Origin of the sequence: Kluyvera genomosp. 1 (genome assembly GCF_001266615.1) — a bacterium.
In the GTDB taxonomy this organism is placed as follows: Bacteria; Pseudomonadota; Gammaproteobacteria; order Enterobacterales; family Enterobacteriaceae; genus Kluyvera; species Kluyvera cryocrescens_A.
Genome location: NZ_LGHZ01000004.1, coordinates 296,982 through 312,556, shown reverse-complemented (window position 1 = coordinate 312,556; position 15,575 = coordinate 296,982). Strand labels below are relative to the sequence as shown.

General features: G+C 54.0%; 13 protein-coding genes. 11 read left to right on the top strand and 2 right to left on the bottom strand.

Going from position 1 to position 15,575, the window contains the following annotated elements:
- Window positions 1-30: 30 nt before the first annotated feature.
- The 7 genes from KP80_RS03360 (at window position 31) to tnaB (ending at window position 6,947) form a co-directional block, all read left to right on the top strand.
- Window positions 31-1,059 carry a hemin-degrading factor gene (locus tag KP80_RS03360; protein ID WP_052282169.1) on the top strand — a complete coding sequence of 343 codons (1,029 nt, stop codon included), beginning with the start codon at window positions 31-33 and terminating at the stop codon, window positions 1,057-1,059.
- Window positions 1,056-1,877, top strand: a complete 822-nt coding sequence (locus KP80_RS03355; protein ID WP_052282168.1) for a heme/hemin ABC transporter substrate-binding protein — start codon at window positions 1,056-1,058, stop codon at window positions 1,875-1,877. Before KP80_RS03360 ends, KP80_RS03355 begins: the two co-directional genes overlap by 4 nt.
- Window positions 1,877-2,872, top strand: a complete 996-nt coding sequence (locus tag KP80_RS03350; protein ID WP_052282167.1) for a FecCD family ABC transporter permease — start codon at window positions 1,877-1,879, stop codon at window positions 2,870-2,872. Before KP80_RS03355 ends, KP80_RS03350 begins: the two co-directional genes overlap by 1 nt.
- Window positions 2,865-3,644: a heme ABC transporter ATP-binding protein gene (locus tag KP80_RS03345; RefSeq protein WP_052282166.1), complete on the top strand. Its 780-nt coding sequence runs from the start codon at window positions 2,865-2,867 to the stop codon at window positions 3,642-3,644. Before KP80_RS03350 ends, KP80_RS03345 begins: the two co-directional genes overlap by 8 nt.
- A 197-nt stretch (window positions 3,645-3,841) precedes the next feature.
- Window positions 3,842-3,919, top strand: a complete 78-nt coding sequence (gene tnaC, locus KP80_RS23420; RefSeq protein ID WP_072129038.1) for a tryptophanase leader peptide — start codon at window positions 3,842-3,844, stop codon at window positions 3,917-3,919.
- A gap of 248 nt (window positions 3,920-4,167) precedes the next feature.
- Window positions 4,168-5,583, top strand: coding sequence for a tryptophanase (tnaA, locus tag KP80_RS03340; RefSeq protein WP_052282165.1), 1,416 nt, complete (start codon window positions 4,168-4,170; stop codon window positions 5,581-5,583).
- Between the two features lie 116 nt (window positions 5,584-5,699).
- A complete protein-coding gene (gene tnaB / locus KP80_RS03335; RefSeq protein ID WP_052282164.1) occupies window positions 5,700-6,947 on the top strand; it encodes a low affinity tryptophan permease TnaB in 1,248 nt (415 codons plus the stop codon).
- A 36-nt stretch (window positions 6,948-6,983) separates the two neighbouring features.
- Here the strand turns inward: tnaB and yedF are convergent, their stop codons facing one another.
- Together yedF and yedE are read right to left on the bottom strand one after the other, a co-directional pair.
- Entirely contained in the window at window positions 6,984-7,217 is a 234-nt protein-coding gene (yedF, locus tag KP80_RS03330) for a sulfurtransferase-like selenium metabolism protein YedF (RefSeq protein ID WP_052282163.1), read from the bottom strand.
- Window positions 7,214-8,425 (bottom strand): selenium metabolism membrane protein YedE/FdhT, encoded by a 1,212-nt coding sequence (gene yedE, locus KP80_RS03325; protein ID WP_052282162.1) that lies wholly within the window; start codon window positions 8,423-8,425, stop codon window positions 7,214-7,216. Before yedE ends, yedF begins: the two co-directional genes overlap by 4 nt.
- Before the next feature lie 308 nt (window positions 8,426-8,733).
- On the opposite strand from yedE, the gene mutS reads away from it, so the two are divergent.
- The 4 genes from mutS to xdhC all read left to right on the top strand — a co-directional run bounded on the left by mutS (window position 8,734) and on the right by xdhC (window position 15,371).
- Complete coding sequence (gene mutS, locus KP80_RS03320) at window positions 8,734-11,295, top strand: DNA mismatch repair protein MutS (protein ID WP_052282161.1); 2,562 nt, start codon at window positions 8,734-8,736, stop codon at window positions 11,293-11,295.
- Window positions 11,296-11,705: 410 nt separating this feature from the next.
- Window positions 11,706-14,003: a xanthine dehydrogenase molybdenum-binding subunit XdhA gene (xdhA, locus tag KP80_RS03315; RefSeq protein WP_052282160.1), complete on the top strand. Its 2,298-nt coding sequence runs from the start codon at window positions 11,706-11,708 to the stop codon at window positions 14,001-14,003.
- A 10-nt stretch (window positions 14,004-14,013) separates the two neighbouring features.
- A complete protein-coding gene (gene xdhB / locus KP80_RS03310; protein WP_052282159.1) occupies window positions 14,014-14,892 on the top strand; it encodes a xanthine dehydrogenase FAD-binding subunit XdhB in 879 nt (292 codons plus the stop codon).
- Window positions 14,889-15,371, top strand: coding sequence for a xanthine dehydrogenase iron sulfur-binding subunit XdhC (gene xdhC, locus KP80_RS03305; RefSeq protein WP_052282158.1), 483 nt, complete (start codon window positions 14,889-14,891; stop codon window positions 15,369-15,371). Before xdhB ends, xdhC begins: the two co-directional genes overlap by 4 nt.
- Window positions 15,372-15,575 lie beyond the last annotated feature (204 nt).

Below are 15,575 nucleotides of genomic sequence, written 5' to 3'. Positions count from 1 at the left end.
TGCCGGGCCACTATCTGGAAGGAAGAGACAATGAACCACTACACCCGCTGGCTTGAGTTAAAAGAACAAAATCCAGGAAAGTACGCGCGTGACATCGCAGGTTTAATGAATATCAGTGAAGCCGAACTGACCTCCGCGCGCGTGGGCCACGATGCCAAACGCCTGCAGGGCGAAGTCCGCGATATTTTAGGCGCACTGGAAAGCGTGGGCGAAACCAAGTGCATCTGCCGCAACGAATATGCGGTACATGAGCAGGTTGGCGCATTTACCAATCAGCAGTTGAGCGGCCACGCCGGGCTGGTGCTAAACCCGCGCGCCCTCGATTTACGTCTGTTCCTGCATCAGTGGGCCAGCGTTTTCTTTATCAAAGAAGCCACGGCTCGCGGTGAACGTCAAAGCATTCAGTTCTTCGACCATCATGGCGATGCCCTGCTGAAAGTTTACGCGACTGACAATACCGATACGTCCGCGTGGGCGGACGTGCTACAGCGCTTTATCAGCGAAGAAAACGCGCCGCTGGTACTGAAAGCAAAAGAGACCGCAGCGTCTACCGCTCAGGCTGATGCGCAGATCGTCGATCAAGAGTGGCGCGCCATGACCGACGTGCATCAGTTCTTCATGCTGATGAAACGCCATAACCTGACGCGCCAGCAAACCTTCGAACTGGTGGGCGATGACCTCGCGTGCAAAGTATCGAATGATGCACTGGCTCAGGTGCTAAACGCTGCGCATCAGGAAGGCAACGAAATTATGGTCTTCGTCGGCAACACAGGCTGCGTGCAGATCTTTACCGGCAACATTGAAAAAGTCGTGCCAATGAAAGGCTGGCTGAATATCTTCAACCCACAATTTACTCTGCATTTGATGGAAGAGCACATTGCGGAAACCTGGGTCACCCGTAAACCAACGGTTGACGGTCACGTCACCAGCCTGGAGCTGTTTGCCAAAGATGGCACCCAGATTGCTCAGCTGTTTGGTCAACGTACCGAAGGCCAGCCGGAGCAGACCCAGTGGCGCGCTCAGGTTGACGCTCTGACGGCAGAAGGACAGCCTGCATGAAACGCCTGCTTGCCCTAATTGCTACGCTTCCTCTGATGGCGTTTGCCGCCGCGCAGGAGAGAATTATTACCCTCGGCGGCGATGTCACCGAGATTGTCTACGCACTTGGGGCAAAGTCGGCGCTCGTCGCTCGCGACAGCACCAGCCAGTGGCCGTCGGAGACGGCCGCTCTGCCCGACGTCGGTTATCTGCGTCAGCTCAATGCCGAAGGCATTCTTTCCCTGCGCCCGACCCTGGTTCTCGCCAGCAGCCAGGCACAGCCGTCCCTCGTGCTGCAAAAGGTCCAGGACAGCAAGGTGAAGGTGGTCAACGTGCCGGGTGGCTATGATGCCCACGCGATGGACAGCAAAGTCAGCGTGATTGCCGATGCGCTTGGCAAACAGGCGCAAGGGGAAACGCTTCGCCAGACGCTGCATGCTGAGATGGCGAAAATTCCAGCTAAAAAGCTGAACACGCGCGTGCTGTTTATTCTCAGCCACGGCGGTTCCGGCGCCATGGTCGCTGGCCAGCAAACGGCGGCGGATAGCGCAATTCAGCTTGCCGGTCTGCAGAATGCTATGCAGGGCTTTGACCACTACCGCACGATGTCGCAGGAAGGGGTCATCGCCAGCTTGCCGGACCTGGTGGTTATCTCCGCCGACGGTCTGAAAGGCATGGGCGGCGAGGCCTCATTGTGGAAACTACCGGGCCTGGCGCTGACGCCAGCCGGCCGTAACAAGCAAGTCCTGGTGGTTGATGATATGGCACTGTTGGGCTTTGGCCCTCGCACGCCGCAGGCACTGCTGCAGCTGCGGCAAAAAGCGGAGCAGCTACCCTGATGTTCATGACCGTCTCCCGCCAACTGTGGCTGATGGCCATTGCGTTGATTGGCCTGACGCTATTTGCCACCACGCTCGGCGCTATGCGTCTACCGCTCGCCAATCTGTGGAGCTCAGGCGATGAAGTGCTGCGCCATATCTGGCTCACGATTCGTCTCCCCCGCGTTTTGCTGGCGCTGCTGGTGGGCAGCGCGCTGGCGCTTTCCGGCTGCGTTATGCAGGGGCTGTTTCGCAACCCTCTTGCCGACCCCGGGCTTTTGGGGATCAGCAGCGGCGCGGCTCTTGCGGTGGCGTTTTGGTTGGTCCTGCCGCTAACGGTTCCGGCCATTGTGGCGCTGTATGCCCCGATGCTGGCGGCGTTTATCGGCAGTCTGGCGGTGATGGCGGTTATTTTTGTACTCAGCAAAGCGGGAGATGGTTCACTCTCCCGCCTGCTGCTCGTCGGTATTGCGATTAACGCTCTGTGCGGCGCGCTGGTAGGCATGCTGTCGTGGATAAGCAACGACGCACAGCTGCGTCAGCTTTCGCTATGGGGCATGGGCAGCCTGGGGCAGGCCGAGTGGTCAACGCTCATCGTGGCCGCCACGCTGATCATCCCCGCGTCGCTGGCGGTGTGGTGGTTGGCATCACGCCTCAACCTGCTGCAATTAGGGGATGAAGAAGCCCATTATCTTGGCGTTAACGTGCGTCTGATGCAGCGTATTTTGCTGCTGTGCAGCGCCGTGTTGGTGGCTGCCGCCGTGGCTATCAGCGGTGTGATTGGATTCATCGGCCTGGTCGTTCCGCATCTGATGCGCATGTGGCTGGGGCCAGACCACCGTGGACTGGTACCCGGTTCACTGCTGGCGGGTGCGATTTTACTGCTTATCGCTGACACCCTCGCCCGCACCATTGCCGCGCCGGCAGAAATGCCGGTAGGCCTGTTAACCAGCGTGCTCGGTGCACCGTGGTTCCTGTGGCTCATTTTCCGCCAGCAGAGGTCGTCTCATGGATAACCATTACACCGCACGCTCACTGTCGCTGCGCCTTGGAAAACGCCGGATCATCGACAACGTTTCACTGCAGCTGCGCCGCGGCGAAGTCACCGCGCTGATTGGTCCCAACGGCGCAGGAAAATCCACTTTGCTGCGCCTGCTGACCGGTTTTTTATCCCCTGACAGCGGTGAACGCACTATCGAAGGCCGGCCGCTTACTGAGTGGTCAGCCAACGCCCTCTCCCGCCGACGTGCGGTGATGCTGCAACGTACGCAACTTAACGCCAACTGGCCGGTGGAAACGGTCATCGCCATGGGGCGCGCGCCGTGGGGGAGCGAGGTTGATACTGCGCTTATCCAGCGAGTGATGGCAGAAACGGGCTGTAGTCATCTGGCAGGCCGCCCTTACCCTGCACTCTCCGGTGGTGAACAGCAGCGCGTGCAGCTGGCACGCAGCCTGGCGCAGCTATGGCAGAACGATGGCCCACAGGGCTGGCTGTTTCTTGATGAGCCCACGTCGGCGCTGGATCTGTTCTATCAACAGCACCTGCTGCGGCTGTTGAAAAAGCTCAGCCGCCGTAATGCGCTGCATGTCTGCATTGTGCTACACGACCTCAATCTTGCCGCACTGTGGGCTGATACCATTTTGCTGCTGCACCAGGGCGCGCTGGTTGCCGAGGGCACACCACAGGAAGTGATTCAGCAATCGGTGATTCATCGCTGGTACGGCGCGGACATCAGCATGGGACATCACCCGGAAGCCTCAGTACCGCAAGTCTATCTCGCCCCTTAGCCACCCAGGGCGCTCCCTGCGCCCAATAATTAATACCGCCAGTCATTATTTTTCAAATTATTAAGTGCAGACTAAACAACAATCTATAACTACGTAGAAATAATCAATCGTGACCAATTTCACAATTGACTAAACAGTCAATAGACAAACAAAATAAATATAATAATGTATGGCGTGTCTAATGGAGAACGTACATTATGAACAACTTAAATAGAACGTATAAGATTTCAAAATGGTTTAATATTGACAATGTCATTGTCAATCACCGTCCTTAAGTCCTCAAACGCCTCCGCATTAATATCACATCAGGCAGGTTAACTCTCTGCTGGTGATACCCCATACGAATTTTATGATTCTGAGCTCGCGACAGCAATCGACTTACGCGTGTATTTAACACGTCTACGTTAAATATTGCAGTGGTGACCAGATGTCAGGAAATAGCATTCGTATTGCGCAGAATCAGTGGTTTTCATTACCCATGAATACCCGCGGGACGAGTGCGTCTAAATTTAAGGATTACGCCATGAACAACTTTAAACATCTGCCAGAACCTTTCCGTATTCGCGTTATTGAGCCCGTAAAACGCACCACGCGTGAACACCGCGATAGCGCCATCATCGGCGCTGGCATGAACCCATTCCTGCTTGATAGTGAAGATGTTTTTATTGATTTACTTACCGACTCCGGCACCGGTGCTGTCACGCAAAATATGCAAGCGGCGATGCTGCGGGGTGACGAAGCCTATAGCGGAAGCCGCAGCTATTACGCATTGTGCGATGCGGTAAAAGATATTTTCGGCTATCAATATACTATTCCGACTCACCAGGGACGTGGTGCCGAGCAAATTTACATCCCGGTATTAATTAAAAAACGCGAGCAGGAAAAAGGTCTCGACCGCAGTAAAATGGTCGCTTTCTCCAACTATTTCTTTGATACTACTCAGGGCCATAGCCAAATCAATGGCTGTACCGTGCGTAACGTTTATATTAAAGAAGCCTTTGATACCTCCGCACGTAATGATTTTAAAGGTGACTTTGATCTCCAGGGGTTAGAAAACGGTATTGAAGAAGTCGGCCCCAATAATGTCCCTTATATTGTCGCGACAATTACCTGTAACTCCGCGGGCGGCCAACCGGTTTCTCTGGCCAACCTAAAAGCGATGTATAACATTGCGAAGAAATACGATATTCCGGTGGTCATGGATTCCGCACGCTTTGCTGAGAATGCCTATTTTATTCAGCAAAGAGAGCCGGGATATCAAGACTGGACAATTGAGCAAATCACCCGCGAAACTTACAAATACGCGGATATGCTCGCCATGTCGGCGAAGAAAGATGCCATGGTGCCGATGGGAGGCCTGCTGTGCATCAAGGATGATGGTTTCTTTGACGTCTACACCGAGTGCCGCACCATTTGCGTGGTGCAGGAAGGTTTCCCAACCTACGGTGGTCTGGAAGGAGGCGCGATGGAGCGTCTGGCCGTCGGTCTGTACGATGGGATGAATCAGGATTGGTTGTCCTATCGCATCACGCAGATCCAGTATCTGGTTGATGGCCTGGAAGCGATTGGCGTTACCTGCCAGCAGGCGGGAGGACACGCGGCATTTGTTGATGCCGGCAAACTGTTGCCACACATTCCGGCCGAGCAGTTCCCGGCGCAGGCACTGGCCTGCGAGCTGTACAAAGTCGCTGGGATCCGCGCGGTAGAAATTGGTTCCTTCCTGCTGGGCCGCGACCCGAAAACCGGTAAGCAACTGCCGTGTCCGGCAGAACTGCTGCGTTTAACCATTCCACGTGCCACCTACACCCAAACGCATATGGATTTCATTATCGAAGCGTTTGAGCACGTGAAGAAAAACGCCGCCAACATTAAGGGCCTGACCTTCACCTATGAACCCAAAGTATTGCGCCACTTCACCGCAAAACTAAAAGAAATTTAACTTTCAATAATTCCAATGGCTATATCTCTGATATAGCCATTTTGGATTCTGACACCTGGCATCATTTTTTATTCCTGACGCAGTATCAATTTCGCTGTTATCAATAAGGGAAGGCCATGGACGAAAACTCGAATGCAAAACATTCCTCATTCTGGGGAATTATGGTTATTGCCGGCACCGTTATTGGTGGCGGAATGTTTGCTTTGCCGGTTGACCTCGCCGGCGCCTGGTTTTTTTGGGGTGCATTTATTCTTATCATTGCCTGGTTTTCAATGCTCCATTCCGGATTGCTATTATTAGAAGCCAATCTTAATTATCCGGTGGGTTCAAGTTTTAACACGATTACCAAAGATTTAATCGGTAATAAATGGAATGTGGTTAGCGGTATTACGGTGGCTTTTGTACTGTATATTCTCACCTACGCTTACATCTCTGCTAACGGCGCCATCATCAGCGAGACCATTGCCATCAATACGGGGACGCACGTGAACCCGCGAATTGTCGGCATTGGTAGCGCCATCTTTGTCGCCAGCGTACTGTGGGTGAGTTCACTGGCCGCAAGCCGTATCACCTCTTTATTTCTCGGCATTAAGATTATCGCCTTTATTGTCGTATTTGGTTCTTTCTTCTTCCAGGTCGACTACTCGATTCTCCGTGATATTGCTGCCCCGGAAGATAACAGCCGCTATTTCCCATATATTCTGATGGCAGTTCCCGTTTGCCTGGCCTCGTTTGGTTTCCATGGTAATATTCCCAGCCTGATCATTTGCTACGGGAAACGTAAAGATAAGCTGATTAAAAGCATTGTCTTCGGCTCCATTCTGGCGCTGGTAATTTATCTGTTCTGGCTTTATTGCACCATGGGAAATATTCACCGCAGCAACTTTAAAGACATTATCGCCTCAGGCGGAAATGTCGATTCACTGGTGAAATCGTTCCTCGGAACCAATCAGCACGGCGTAATTGAGTTCTTCTTGCTGATCTTTTCTAACCTCGCGGTCGCAAGCTCATTTTTTGGCGTCACGCTCGGGCTATTCGATTACCTCGCAGATCTATTCAAAATGGACAATACGCCGTGGGGACGATTTAAGACGCTGTTATTGACCTTTTTACCCCCGGCGGCTTTATATCTTATTTTCCCGAACGGGTTTATTTACGCCATCGGCGGTGCCGGGCTATGTGCCACTATCTGGGCAGTCATCGTACCGGCGTTCCTGGCGCTGAAATCACGCGAGCGGTTTCCGGATAAAAGCTTCACCGTTTGGGGTGGCAAAGCCATTCCTGCGGTGGTCATTGCATTTGGCGTGATGGTGATTCTGTGCTGGTTTGGCAGCACGCTGAACCTGTTGCCGCGGTTTGGGTAAAAAAACGTGCTCTCGCCGGGCGGCGAGAGCGACGTCTTATTTCTGAATCAGATAGCGAATGGTTGGCCCATCCTGCTGAATGTCCAGCACCGTGTAACCATGGTTTTTGGCATCCAGCGGGATGTTGTTAATCGACTGCGGACAGTCGCTAACCACTTCCAGTATTTCGCCTTTTTTCAGCTGCGGCATCGCTTCAAGGGTGGCCACGGCAGGATATGGGCAAGGCTCACCCACCATATCCAGACGGTAATCAGGCACTATCGTGTTCATACGCTCTCCTTCGCAGTAACGTTAGCGGTGGCTGTACGGCGGAAGAAACGCTTTTCCCAGCCAATAATCAGCAGCAGTGCAATCAATAATAGACCGTAGGTGACCAACAGGCCGCCAAGTGGACCAAAGGTGTTCAGCAGGTTAACTTTATCCCAGTTGGTCGCCAGCGTAGGTGAGATGTCATCCCAGTAGTAGGCCAAAATTGTTGAACCCACCACGTTACCCAGCCCTACCCACCAGTAGTGCACCTGGCCTTCTACCGCACGGTACATCCAGCCGGTTTCACAACCACCGGCCAGTACGATACCAAAACCAAACAATAATCCACCGATGACGGCATTCGGACCGGCCCACATGATTTTTGGTGCCACGCCCAGCTGGACATAACTGAAGATACCGATGGCGCTGACCGCCATCCCAAAGATAATGGCTTTCGCCATTTGCGTGCGCCCGGTGATCCACAGGTCTCGGAACGCCGAGGTAAAGCAGATTTGCGCACGTTCAATCAGCAGACCGAAGCCCACGCCAAACAGCATCGCCAGACCCAGTTTTGGGCTGCCAACCGCCGTTAACAGCGCCCAACCCACCATACCAACAAAAATCAGCATCCCCAGACGGAAGCGGCGGCGCGCCTGATCCGGACGTTGCGTTAACGGGGAAGCCGCAGAGACTTTGACCATTTTTACCGGGATGCGGAACATCGGCAGCAGCGTAAAGCGGGCACCAAACCATGAACCAATCGCCGTCGCCAGCGCAAAGAACCAGGCGTGAAGCGAGAACTGAGGAATACCGGTAAAGAAGGCCGCGAGGTTACAGCCCATCGCCAGACGTGCGCCAAACCCGGCAATCATCCCACCGATAATCGCCTGGAAAATACGGATACGGCTTTTTGGCAAACGCAGTTTCACGTTGTTTGCCCACAGCGCTGCGGCAAAGCAGCCGCCGAACATACCGATAATCATCATGCCGTCGATACGCGTCAGCGGTGTACCTTCAAGGCCAATCAGTTTGTAATAACCCCAGGTTTCAGCGTGAACGCCCGCCAGTTGCAGCAACTGTCCGCCCCAGCGGGTAAATTCGCCGGTCACGGCCCAGAAGGTCCCGGTGATGCCAAAGTAATAGGTTGCGAGAATACCGGCGGCGATCACGGCCGGCACCGGTGACCAGAATTTGATCAAGAAGGTGTGTTTGAATTGTTGCCAGGTCATAACGATGTGCCTCTGAACTCAGAAGGATGGTAGTGCGGAAAGTTGGGGATTATAGCGGGATTATCAGACGTAATAATGACAACCGCAGCAAAAGATCGCTTAGATCAATTTATCACAGACCAGGATTAACGGCGGCCGAACAGCTTTTCATCGAGATACCTTCTCTGCTGTTTTCCTGACATTCAGACTCCGTTATCATGCAGCCTACGTACTCATGAAAAACGATCCGGATCGGTTGCGATCCTGCAAATCAAATGAGTCTGCAAGAGAACCTTCAAGATTTCTAAGTAAATGGACATCATAAACGGATGAGTACAATCGACAATCTCGACGCCCACACGCCGATGATGCAGCAGTACCTGAAGCTGAAAGCGCAGCATCCTGAAATTCTGCTGTTCTACCGGATGGGTGACTTTTACGAGCTGTTTTATGACGATGCGAAACGCGCATCGCAGCTGCTGGACATCTCCCTCACTAAACGCGGTGCCTCGGCCGGTGAGCCTATCCCGATGGCGGGCATCCCGTATCATGCCGTAGAAAACTACCTTGCCAAGCTGGTCAATCAGGGTGAGTCCGTCGCCATTTGCGAGCAGATCGGCGACCCGGCCACCAGCAAAGGGCCAGTAGAACGTAAAGTCGTGCGTATCGTCACGCCCGGCACCATCAGTGACGAAGCGCTGTTACAAGAGCGTCAGGACAACCTGCTGGCCGCAATCTGGCAGGACAGCAAAGGCTTTGGCTACGCCACGCTGGATATCAGCTCCGGGCGTTTTCGCCTGAGCGAGCCCGCAGACCGCGAAACTATGGCCGCCGAACTGCAGCGCACCAACCCGGCCGAGCTGCTGTATGCCGAAGATTTTGCCGAAACCTCCCTGATTGAAGGCCGTCGAGGCCTCCGTCGTCGCCCCTTGTGGGAGTTTGAAATCGATACCGCGCGCCAGCAGCTGAATATGCAGTTTGGCACCCGCGACCTGATTGGCTTCGGTGTTGAAGGCGCGCCTCGCGGCCTGTGCGCCGCAGGCTGCCTGCTGCAGTACGTGAAAGACACCCAGCGCACCTCGCTGCCGCATATTCGATCTATCACCATGGATCGTCAGCAGGACAGCATCATTATGGATGCTGCCACCCGTCGTAATCTGGAGATTACCCAAAATCTGGCCGGTGGGCTGGATAATACCCTCGCGTCGGTGCTTGATTGTACCGTGACGCCGATGGGCAGCCGTATGTTGAAACGCTGGCTGCATATGCCCGTGCGTGACACCAAGGTGCTGACCGAACGTCAGCAAACCATCGGCGCATTACAGGACGCGACGGCGGATTTGCAGCCGATACTGCGTCAGGTGGGCGATCTGGAACGTATTCTGGCGCGTTTAGCGCTGCGCACCGCCCGCCCACGCGATCTGGCGCGTATGCGTCATGCCTTCCAGCAACTCCCTGAACTGCGGGCACAGCTAGAAAGCGTCGACAGTGCGCCGGTGCAGGTGCTGCGCGAAAAAATGGGTGAATTTGCTGAGCTGCGCGAGCTGCTGGAACGCGCAATCATCGATGCGCCGCCGGTGCTGGTGCGCGATGGTGGCGTGATTGCTCCGGGCTATCATGAAGAGCTGGATGAGTGGCGTGCGCTGGCCGATGGCGCGACCGATTACCTCGATCGTCTGGAGATCCGCGAGCGTGAACGTACCGGCCTTGATACCTTAAAAGTCGGCTTTAACGCGGTACACGGTTACTACATCCAGATCAGCCGTGGGCAAAGCCATCTGGCGCCAATTAACTACGTGCGCCGCCAGACGCTGAAAAATGCCGAACGCTACATTATTCCTGAGCTCAAAGAGTACGAAGACAAAGTTCTGACCTCCAAAGGCAAAGCGCTAGCGCTGGAAAAACAGCTGTACGATGAGCTTTTCGACCTGCTGCTGCCACATCTTGCCGACCTGCAGCAAAGCGCGAGTGCGCTGGCTGAGCTGGACGTGCTGGTCAACCTGGCTGAACGCGCCTATGCCCTGAACTACACCTGCCCTACGTTTAGCGATAAACCGGGGATCCGGATTATTGAAGGCCGACATCCGGTGGTGGAACAGGTGCTGAACGAGCCGTTTATCGCCAACCCGCTCACGCTCTCACCACAGCGTCGTATGCTGATTATTACCGGCCCGAACATGGGCGGTAAAAGTACCTATATGCGTCAAACCGCGCTGATTGCACTGCTGGCCTATATCGGCAGCTATGTCCCGGCGCAGAGCGTAGAGATTGGTCCTATCGATCGTATCTTTACCCGTGTTGGCGCTGCGGATGATCTGGCTTCCGGGCGCTCAACTTTTATGGTGGAGATGACCGAAACTGCCAATATTCTGCACAATGCCACTGAACAGAGCCTGGTGCTGATGGATGAAATTGGCCGCGGCACCTCGACCTATGATGGTCTGTCACTGGCCTGGTCCTGCGCAGAAAACCTGGCAAATAAGATTAAAGCGCTGACTCTGTTCGCGACCCATTATTTCGAACTGACGCAGTTGCCGGAGAAGATGGAGGGCGTGGCCAACGTGCATCTCGATGCGCTTGAGCATGGCGAAACTATCGCCTTCATGCACAGCGTGCAGGATGGCGCGGCCAGCAAGAGCTACGGTCTTGCGGTTGCGGCGCTGGCGGGTGTTCCAAAAGAGGTGATTAAGCGTGCGCGTCAGAAACTGCGCGAGCTGGAAAGCCTGTCGCCTAACGCCGCTGCCACGCAGATTGATGGTACCCAGATGTCGCTGCTATCCGTGCAGGAGGAGGTTTCACCGGCGGTTGAAGCGCTTGAAAATCTGGATCCAGACTCTCTGACTCCACGTCAGGCGCTGGAGTGGATCTATCGTCTAAAAGGCATGGTGTAAATTCCTCCATGTTCAAAGCCGAGCCAGTAAAATGGTTCGGCTTTTATTATCGTTTTCTTTTCATGCATTCTGCTAAAGCCATGTCTCACGTATTAACCCAAACGATTTACGCGTCAACAGAACAACCCTACGTTCAGATAACACCTCGCAGAAGTTCTCTTTTTTACCAGCAGGTCATCCTTTCCCATGGTTCCGTATCAACACAATTAAAACAACCATTATCACAATGAGTTTTAATTTATCAATTTGACACTCCCCATGAAATATTCATTAACAGTTCCCTCGCACGGCCAACATATTTTATATAACGCTCACAATTATTCACTGCCAAATATTCCATTTCACTTAATGGCGTAATTATTGCCTGTTCTTCCTATTGACCAGAGGATACTTATCTTAAGGGGAGTGAAATGGAAGCACGAGAAACGACCGCAGTTGGCGATAGATGCATGCGCGTCGACGCTATTGCCAAGGTCACTGGGAAAGCGCGGTATACCGATGATTATGTAATGGCAGGGATGTGCTATGCGAAGTATGTCCGCAGCCCTATCGCGCATGGCTACGCCGAGAGCATTAACTGTGATGAGGCCAGAAGCCTGCCCGGCGTACTGGCTATTTTTACCTGGGAAGATGTTCCTGATATTACTTTCGCCACGGCGGGTCACGCGTGGATGCTTGATGAAAGCAAACAGGACGTTGCCGATCGCCAACTGCTCACTCGTCACGTCAGGCATCACGGTGACTCAGTCGCCATCGTGGTAGCTCGCGATGAACTCACGGCAGAAAAAGCCGCGCAGTGCGTCAACGTCAACTGGCAGCCGCTGCCGGTGATCACCACGCCCGAAGCCGCGTTAGCACCGGATGCCGTCAACATCCACCCCGGAGGCAATTTGCTTAAACAAAGCGAAATGTCGACCGGCGACGTACAAAAAACTATCGACCAGGCTGACTACAAAATACAGGGCCGCTACCAGACGCCGGTTATTCAGCATTGTCATATGGAGGGCGTGACCTGTTTTGCCTGGATGGAAGAGGATGCCCGCATCACCATCGTATCCAGTACGCAGATTCCACACATTGTGCGGCGCGTGGTGGCACAATCGCTCGGGCTATCGTGGTCGCAGGTGCGTATCATCAAGCCCTATGTTGGCGGCGGTTTTGGCAACAAACAAGATGTTCTCGAAGAACCAATGGCCGCGTTCCTGACCAGCAAACTCGGCGGTATTCCGATTAAAGTCTCTTTGAGCCGCGAAGAGTGCTTTCTGGCCTCACGCACGCGACACGCCTTTACGCTTGACGGTCAACTGGGGCTAAATCGTGATGGAACCTTAACAGGCTTTAGCCTGGACGTGCTTTCCAATACCGGGGCATACGCCTCTCACGGCCATTCCATCGCCTCCGCCGGGGGGAATAAAGTCGCCTACCTTTATCCGCGTAGCGCCTATGCTTACCGGGCAACCACCTGCTACACCAACCTCCCCTCCGCAGGTGCGATGCGCGGATACGGTGCACCGCAGGTTGTCTTTGCTCTTGAAGCCATGCTCGATGATGCGGCCGCTGCCTTAAATCTCGACCCTGTCGAGGTTCGCCTGCGTAATGCCGCACGCGAAGGCGATACCAATCCGTTTAGCGGCAAAACCATCTACAGCGCAGGGCTACCTGAGTGCCTGCAAAAAGGTCGGGCGCTATTCGAATGGGATAAGCGACGCGCGAAGTGCCTCAATCAGCAGGGACGAATTCGTCGCGGCGTCGGTGTCGCCTGCTTCAGCTATACCTCCAACACCTGGCCCGTGGGCGTAGAGATTTCGGGCGCTCGCCTGCTAATGAATCAGGATGGGCGCATTCATGTCCAGAGCGGCGCAACGGAGTTAGGCCAAGGGGCTGACACCGTATTTTCGCAAATGGTGGCTGAAACCGTCGGCGTTCCCGTCAGCTATGTTCATGTGATATCTACCCAGGACACCGACGTTACGCCTTTTGATCCCGGCGCATTTGCCTCACGACAAAGCTACGTCGCCGCCCCGGCGCTGCGCAAAGCTGCACAAATGTTGAGAGCGAAAATCATCGACTATGCGGCGGTGATGCTCCATCAGTCGGCCCTGAATCTGACTCTCATCAACGGTAATATCGTGTTGACCGACGCGCCACAAATACCGCTTCTCACGCTCGCAGATCTGGCGATGGACTCTTTCTATCACCCGGAGCGCGGCGGCCAACTGTCGGCAGAAAGCTCCGTCAAAACCACCACCAATCCTCCAGCTTATGGCTGTACTTTCGTTGATCTGAGCGTCGACATCGACCTGTGTAAGGTCACCATTAATCGCATTCTCAACGTTCATGATTCGGGGCGCATTCTCAATCCACTGCTGGCCGAAGGACAGGTTCATGGCGGGATGGGGATGGGTATCGGCTGGGCGCTGTTTGAAGAGATGATTATTGATGCCGAAAGCGGCCTTGTGCGTAACCCTAACCTGCTGGATTACAAAATGCCGACCATGCCCGACATCCCGGCATTGGAAAGCGCGTTTGTTGAAACGCAGGAACCGCAATCCGCGTATGGCCATAAATCGTTGGGTGAACCGCCGATTATTCCGGTCGCTGCCGCGATCCGTAACGCCGTACGCATGGCGACAGGCGTTGCCATAAACACGCTGCCGCTGACGCCAAAGCGTCTGTTTGAGGCGTTTCACGAGGCCGGTCTGGTTTAAGGATAACACCATGTTTGATATCGCAACTTACCATCGTGCCGCCACGATGGCTGAAGCCGTTAATTTGCTCAGTAACCATCCACAGGCAAAATTGCTCGCTGGGGGAACCGATGTACTGATTCAACTTCATCATCACAACGCCCGCTACCGCCACATAGTCGACATTCATGCCTTGCCTGAACTGCGTGGGATTGCGTTCACGTCTGAAGGGGCATTACGTATTGGTTCAGCAACCACCTTTACTGAATTGATTGAACATCCATTAACGAAGCAGCATCTCCCAGCCCTATGCGCCGCCGCATCGTCCATCGCCGGCCCGCAGATTCGCAACGTCGCCACCTACGGCGGCAATATCTGTAACGGAGCCACCAGCGCTGACTCCGCCACGCCCACGCTGATTTATGAGGCTTTACTCGAAATCCATTCACCAAAGGGCACACGGTTTACTCCTATCCAGGGGTTTCATACCGGCCCCGGTAAGGTTGCGCTGGAACATAATGAGATCGTCGCCGCATTTCATTTTCCTGTGTTTTCGGATGCGCACGTTGGCAGCGCGCATTTTAAATATGCCATGCGCGAAGCGATGGATATCTCAACCATCGGCTGTGCGGCTCGTTGCCATCTGTTGGAGAACACGATGGCGGAACTCCGCCTCGCCTTCGGCGTTGCCGCCCCCACCCCCATCCGCTGCCAACACGCTGAGCAAACCGCGAAAGGGGCTCCATTAACACCAATAACGCTGGATGCAATTTCTGAAGCCATTCTTCTGGACGTTGCACCACGTTCATCCTGGCGAGCCAGCAAAGAATTTCGTCTCCATCTTATTCAAACCATGGCCCGAAAAGTCATTACCGAAGCCGTCATCGCGGCGGGAGGGAAGCTGTTATGAAGTACACCGACAGAATCATGCTTGAATGCACAATTAACGGCAGGGCATTTGAAAGCGATATCATTCCGGGCATGCCGCTGGCAGATCTGCTCCGCGAACAGGGATTACTCAGCGTTAAGCAAGGCTGCTGCGTAGGGGAGTGCGGGGCATGTACCGTTCTGGTTGATGATATTGCGGTGGACAGCTGCCTCTATCTGGCAGTCTGGGCTGCGGGTAAACAGATCCGTACGCTGGAGGGAGAAACACGTGGCGAACAGCTGTCGCCCCTCCAACAAGCCTATGCCAAATCGGGTGCGGTACAGTGTGGTTTCTGTACGCCAGGATTTATCATGGCCACGAAAGCAATGCTGGCGAAACCTCACGATACGCCGCTCACTATTCTTGAAATTCGCCGGGGCCTGGCTGGAAATCTCTGCCGCTGTACGGGCTATCAAACGATAGTGAATACCGTGCAGAGTTATGAGCAAGAGAATAAATAGCAAAATGGAGACAAGGACGTCCCCCCCAGCTTATTGTATTTTCGCCATCGCCACGCATTTATCATTATCATAATGAGATAACACCAGCCAACCCGCTATTCTCAAAAATAATAAAAGGCTATCAATTAGAACAGCAGACGTTTTTTGCTTCCGCCAAAAGTTAAATGATGCCATTCACAAAGTCCCTTCAGAATTAGAACTCCC

Bases quoted from the DNA above. Each gene is read 5' to 3' on its own strand.
- KP80_RS03360 (WP_052282169.1), top strand. From the start codon at position 31: ATGAACCACTACACCCGCTGGCTTGAGTTAAAAGAACAAAATCCAGGA.
- KP80_RS03355 (WP_052282168.1), top strand. From the start codon at position 1,056: ATGAAACGCCTGCTTGCCCTAATTGCTACGCTTCCTCTGATGGCGTTT.
- KP80_RS03350 (WP_052282167.1), top strand. From the start codon at position 1,877: ATGTTCATGACCGTCTCCCGCCAACTGTGGCTGATGGCCATTGCGTTG.
- KP80_RS03345 (WP_052282166.1), top strand. From the start codon at position 2,865: ATGGATAACCATTACACCGCACGCTCACTGTCGCTGCGCCTTGGAAAA.
- tnaC (WP_072129038.1), top strand. From the start codon at position 3,842: ATGAACAACTTAAATAGAACGTATAAGATTTCAAAATGGTTTAATATT.
- tnaA (WP_052282165.1), top strand. From the start codon at position 4,168: ATGAACAACTTTAAACATCTGCCAGAACCTTTCCGTATTCGCGTTATT.
- tnaB (WP_052282164.1), top strand. From the start codon at position 5,700: ATGGACGAAAACTCGAATGCAAAACATTCCTCATTCTGGGGAATTATG.
- yedF (WP_052282163.1), bottom strand. From the start codon at position 7,217: ATGAACACGATAGTGCCTGATTACCGTCTGGATATGGTGGGTGAGCCT.
- yedE (WP_052282162.1), bottom strand. From the start codon at position 8,425: ATGACCTGGCAACAATTCAAACACACCTTCTTGATCAAATTCTGGTCA.
- mutS (WP_052282161.1), top strand. From the start codon at position 8,734: ATGAGTACAATCGACAATCTCGACGCCCACACGCCGATGATGCAGCAG.
- xdhA (WP_052282160.1), top strand. From the start codon at position 11,706: ATGGAAGCACGAGAAACGACCGCAGTTGGCGATAGATGCATGCGCGTC.
- xdhB (WP_052282159.1), top strand. From the start codon at position 14,014: ATGTTTGATATCGCAACTTACCATCGTGCCGCCACGATGGCTGAAGCC.
- xdhC (WP_052282158.1), top strand. From the start codon at position 14,889: ATGAAGTACACCGACAGAATCATGCTTGAATGCACAATTAACGGCAGG.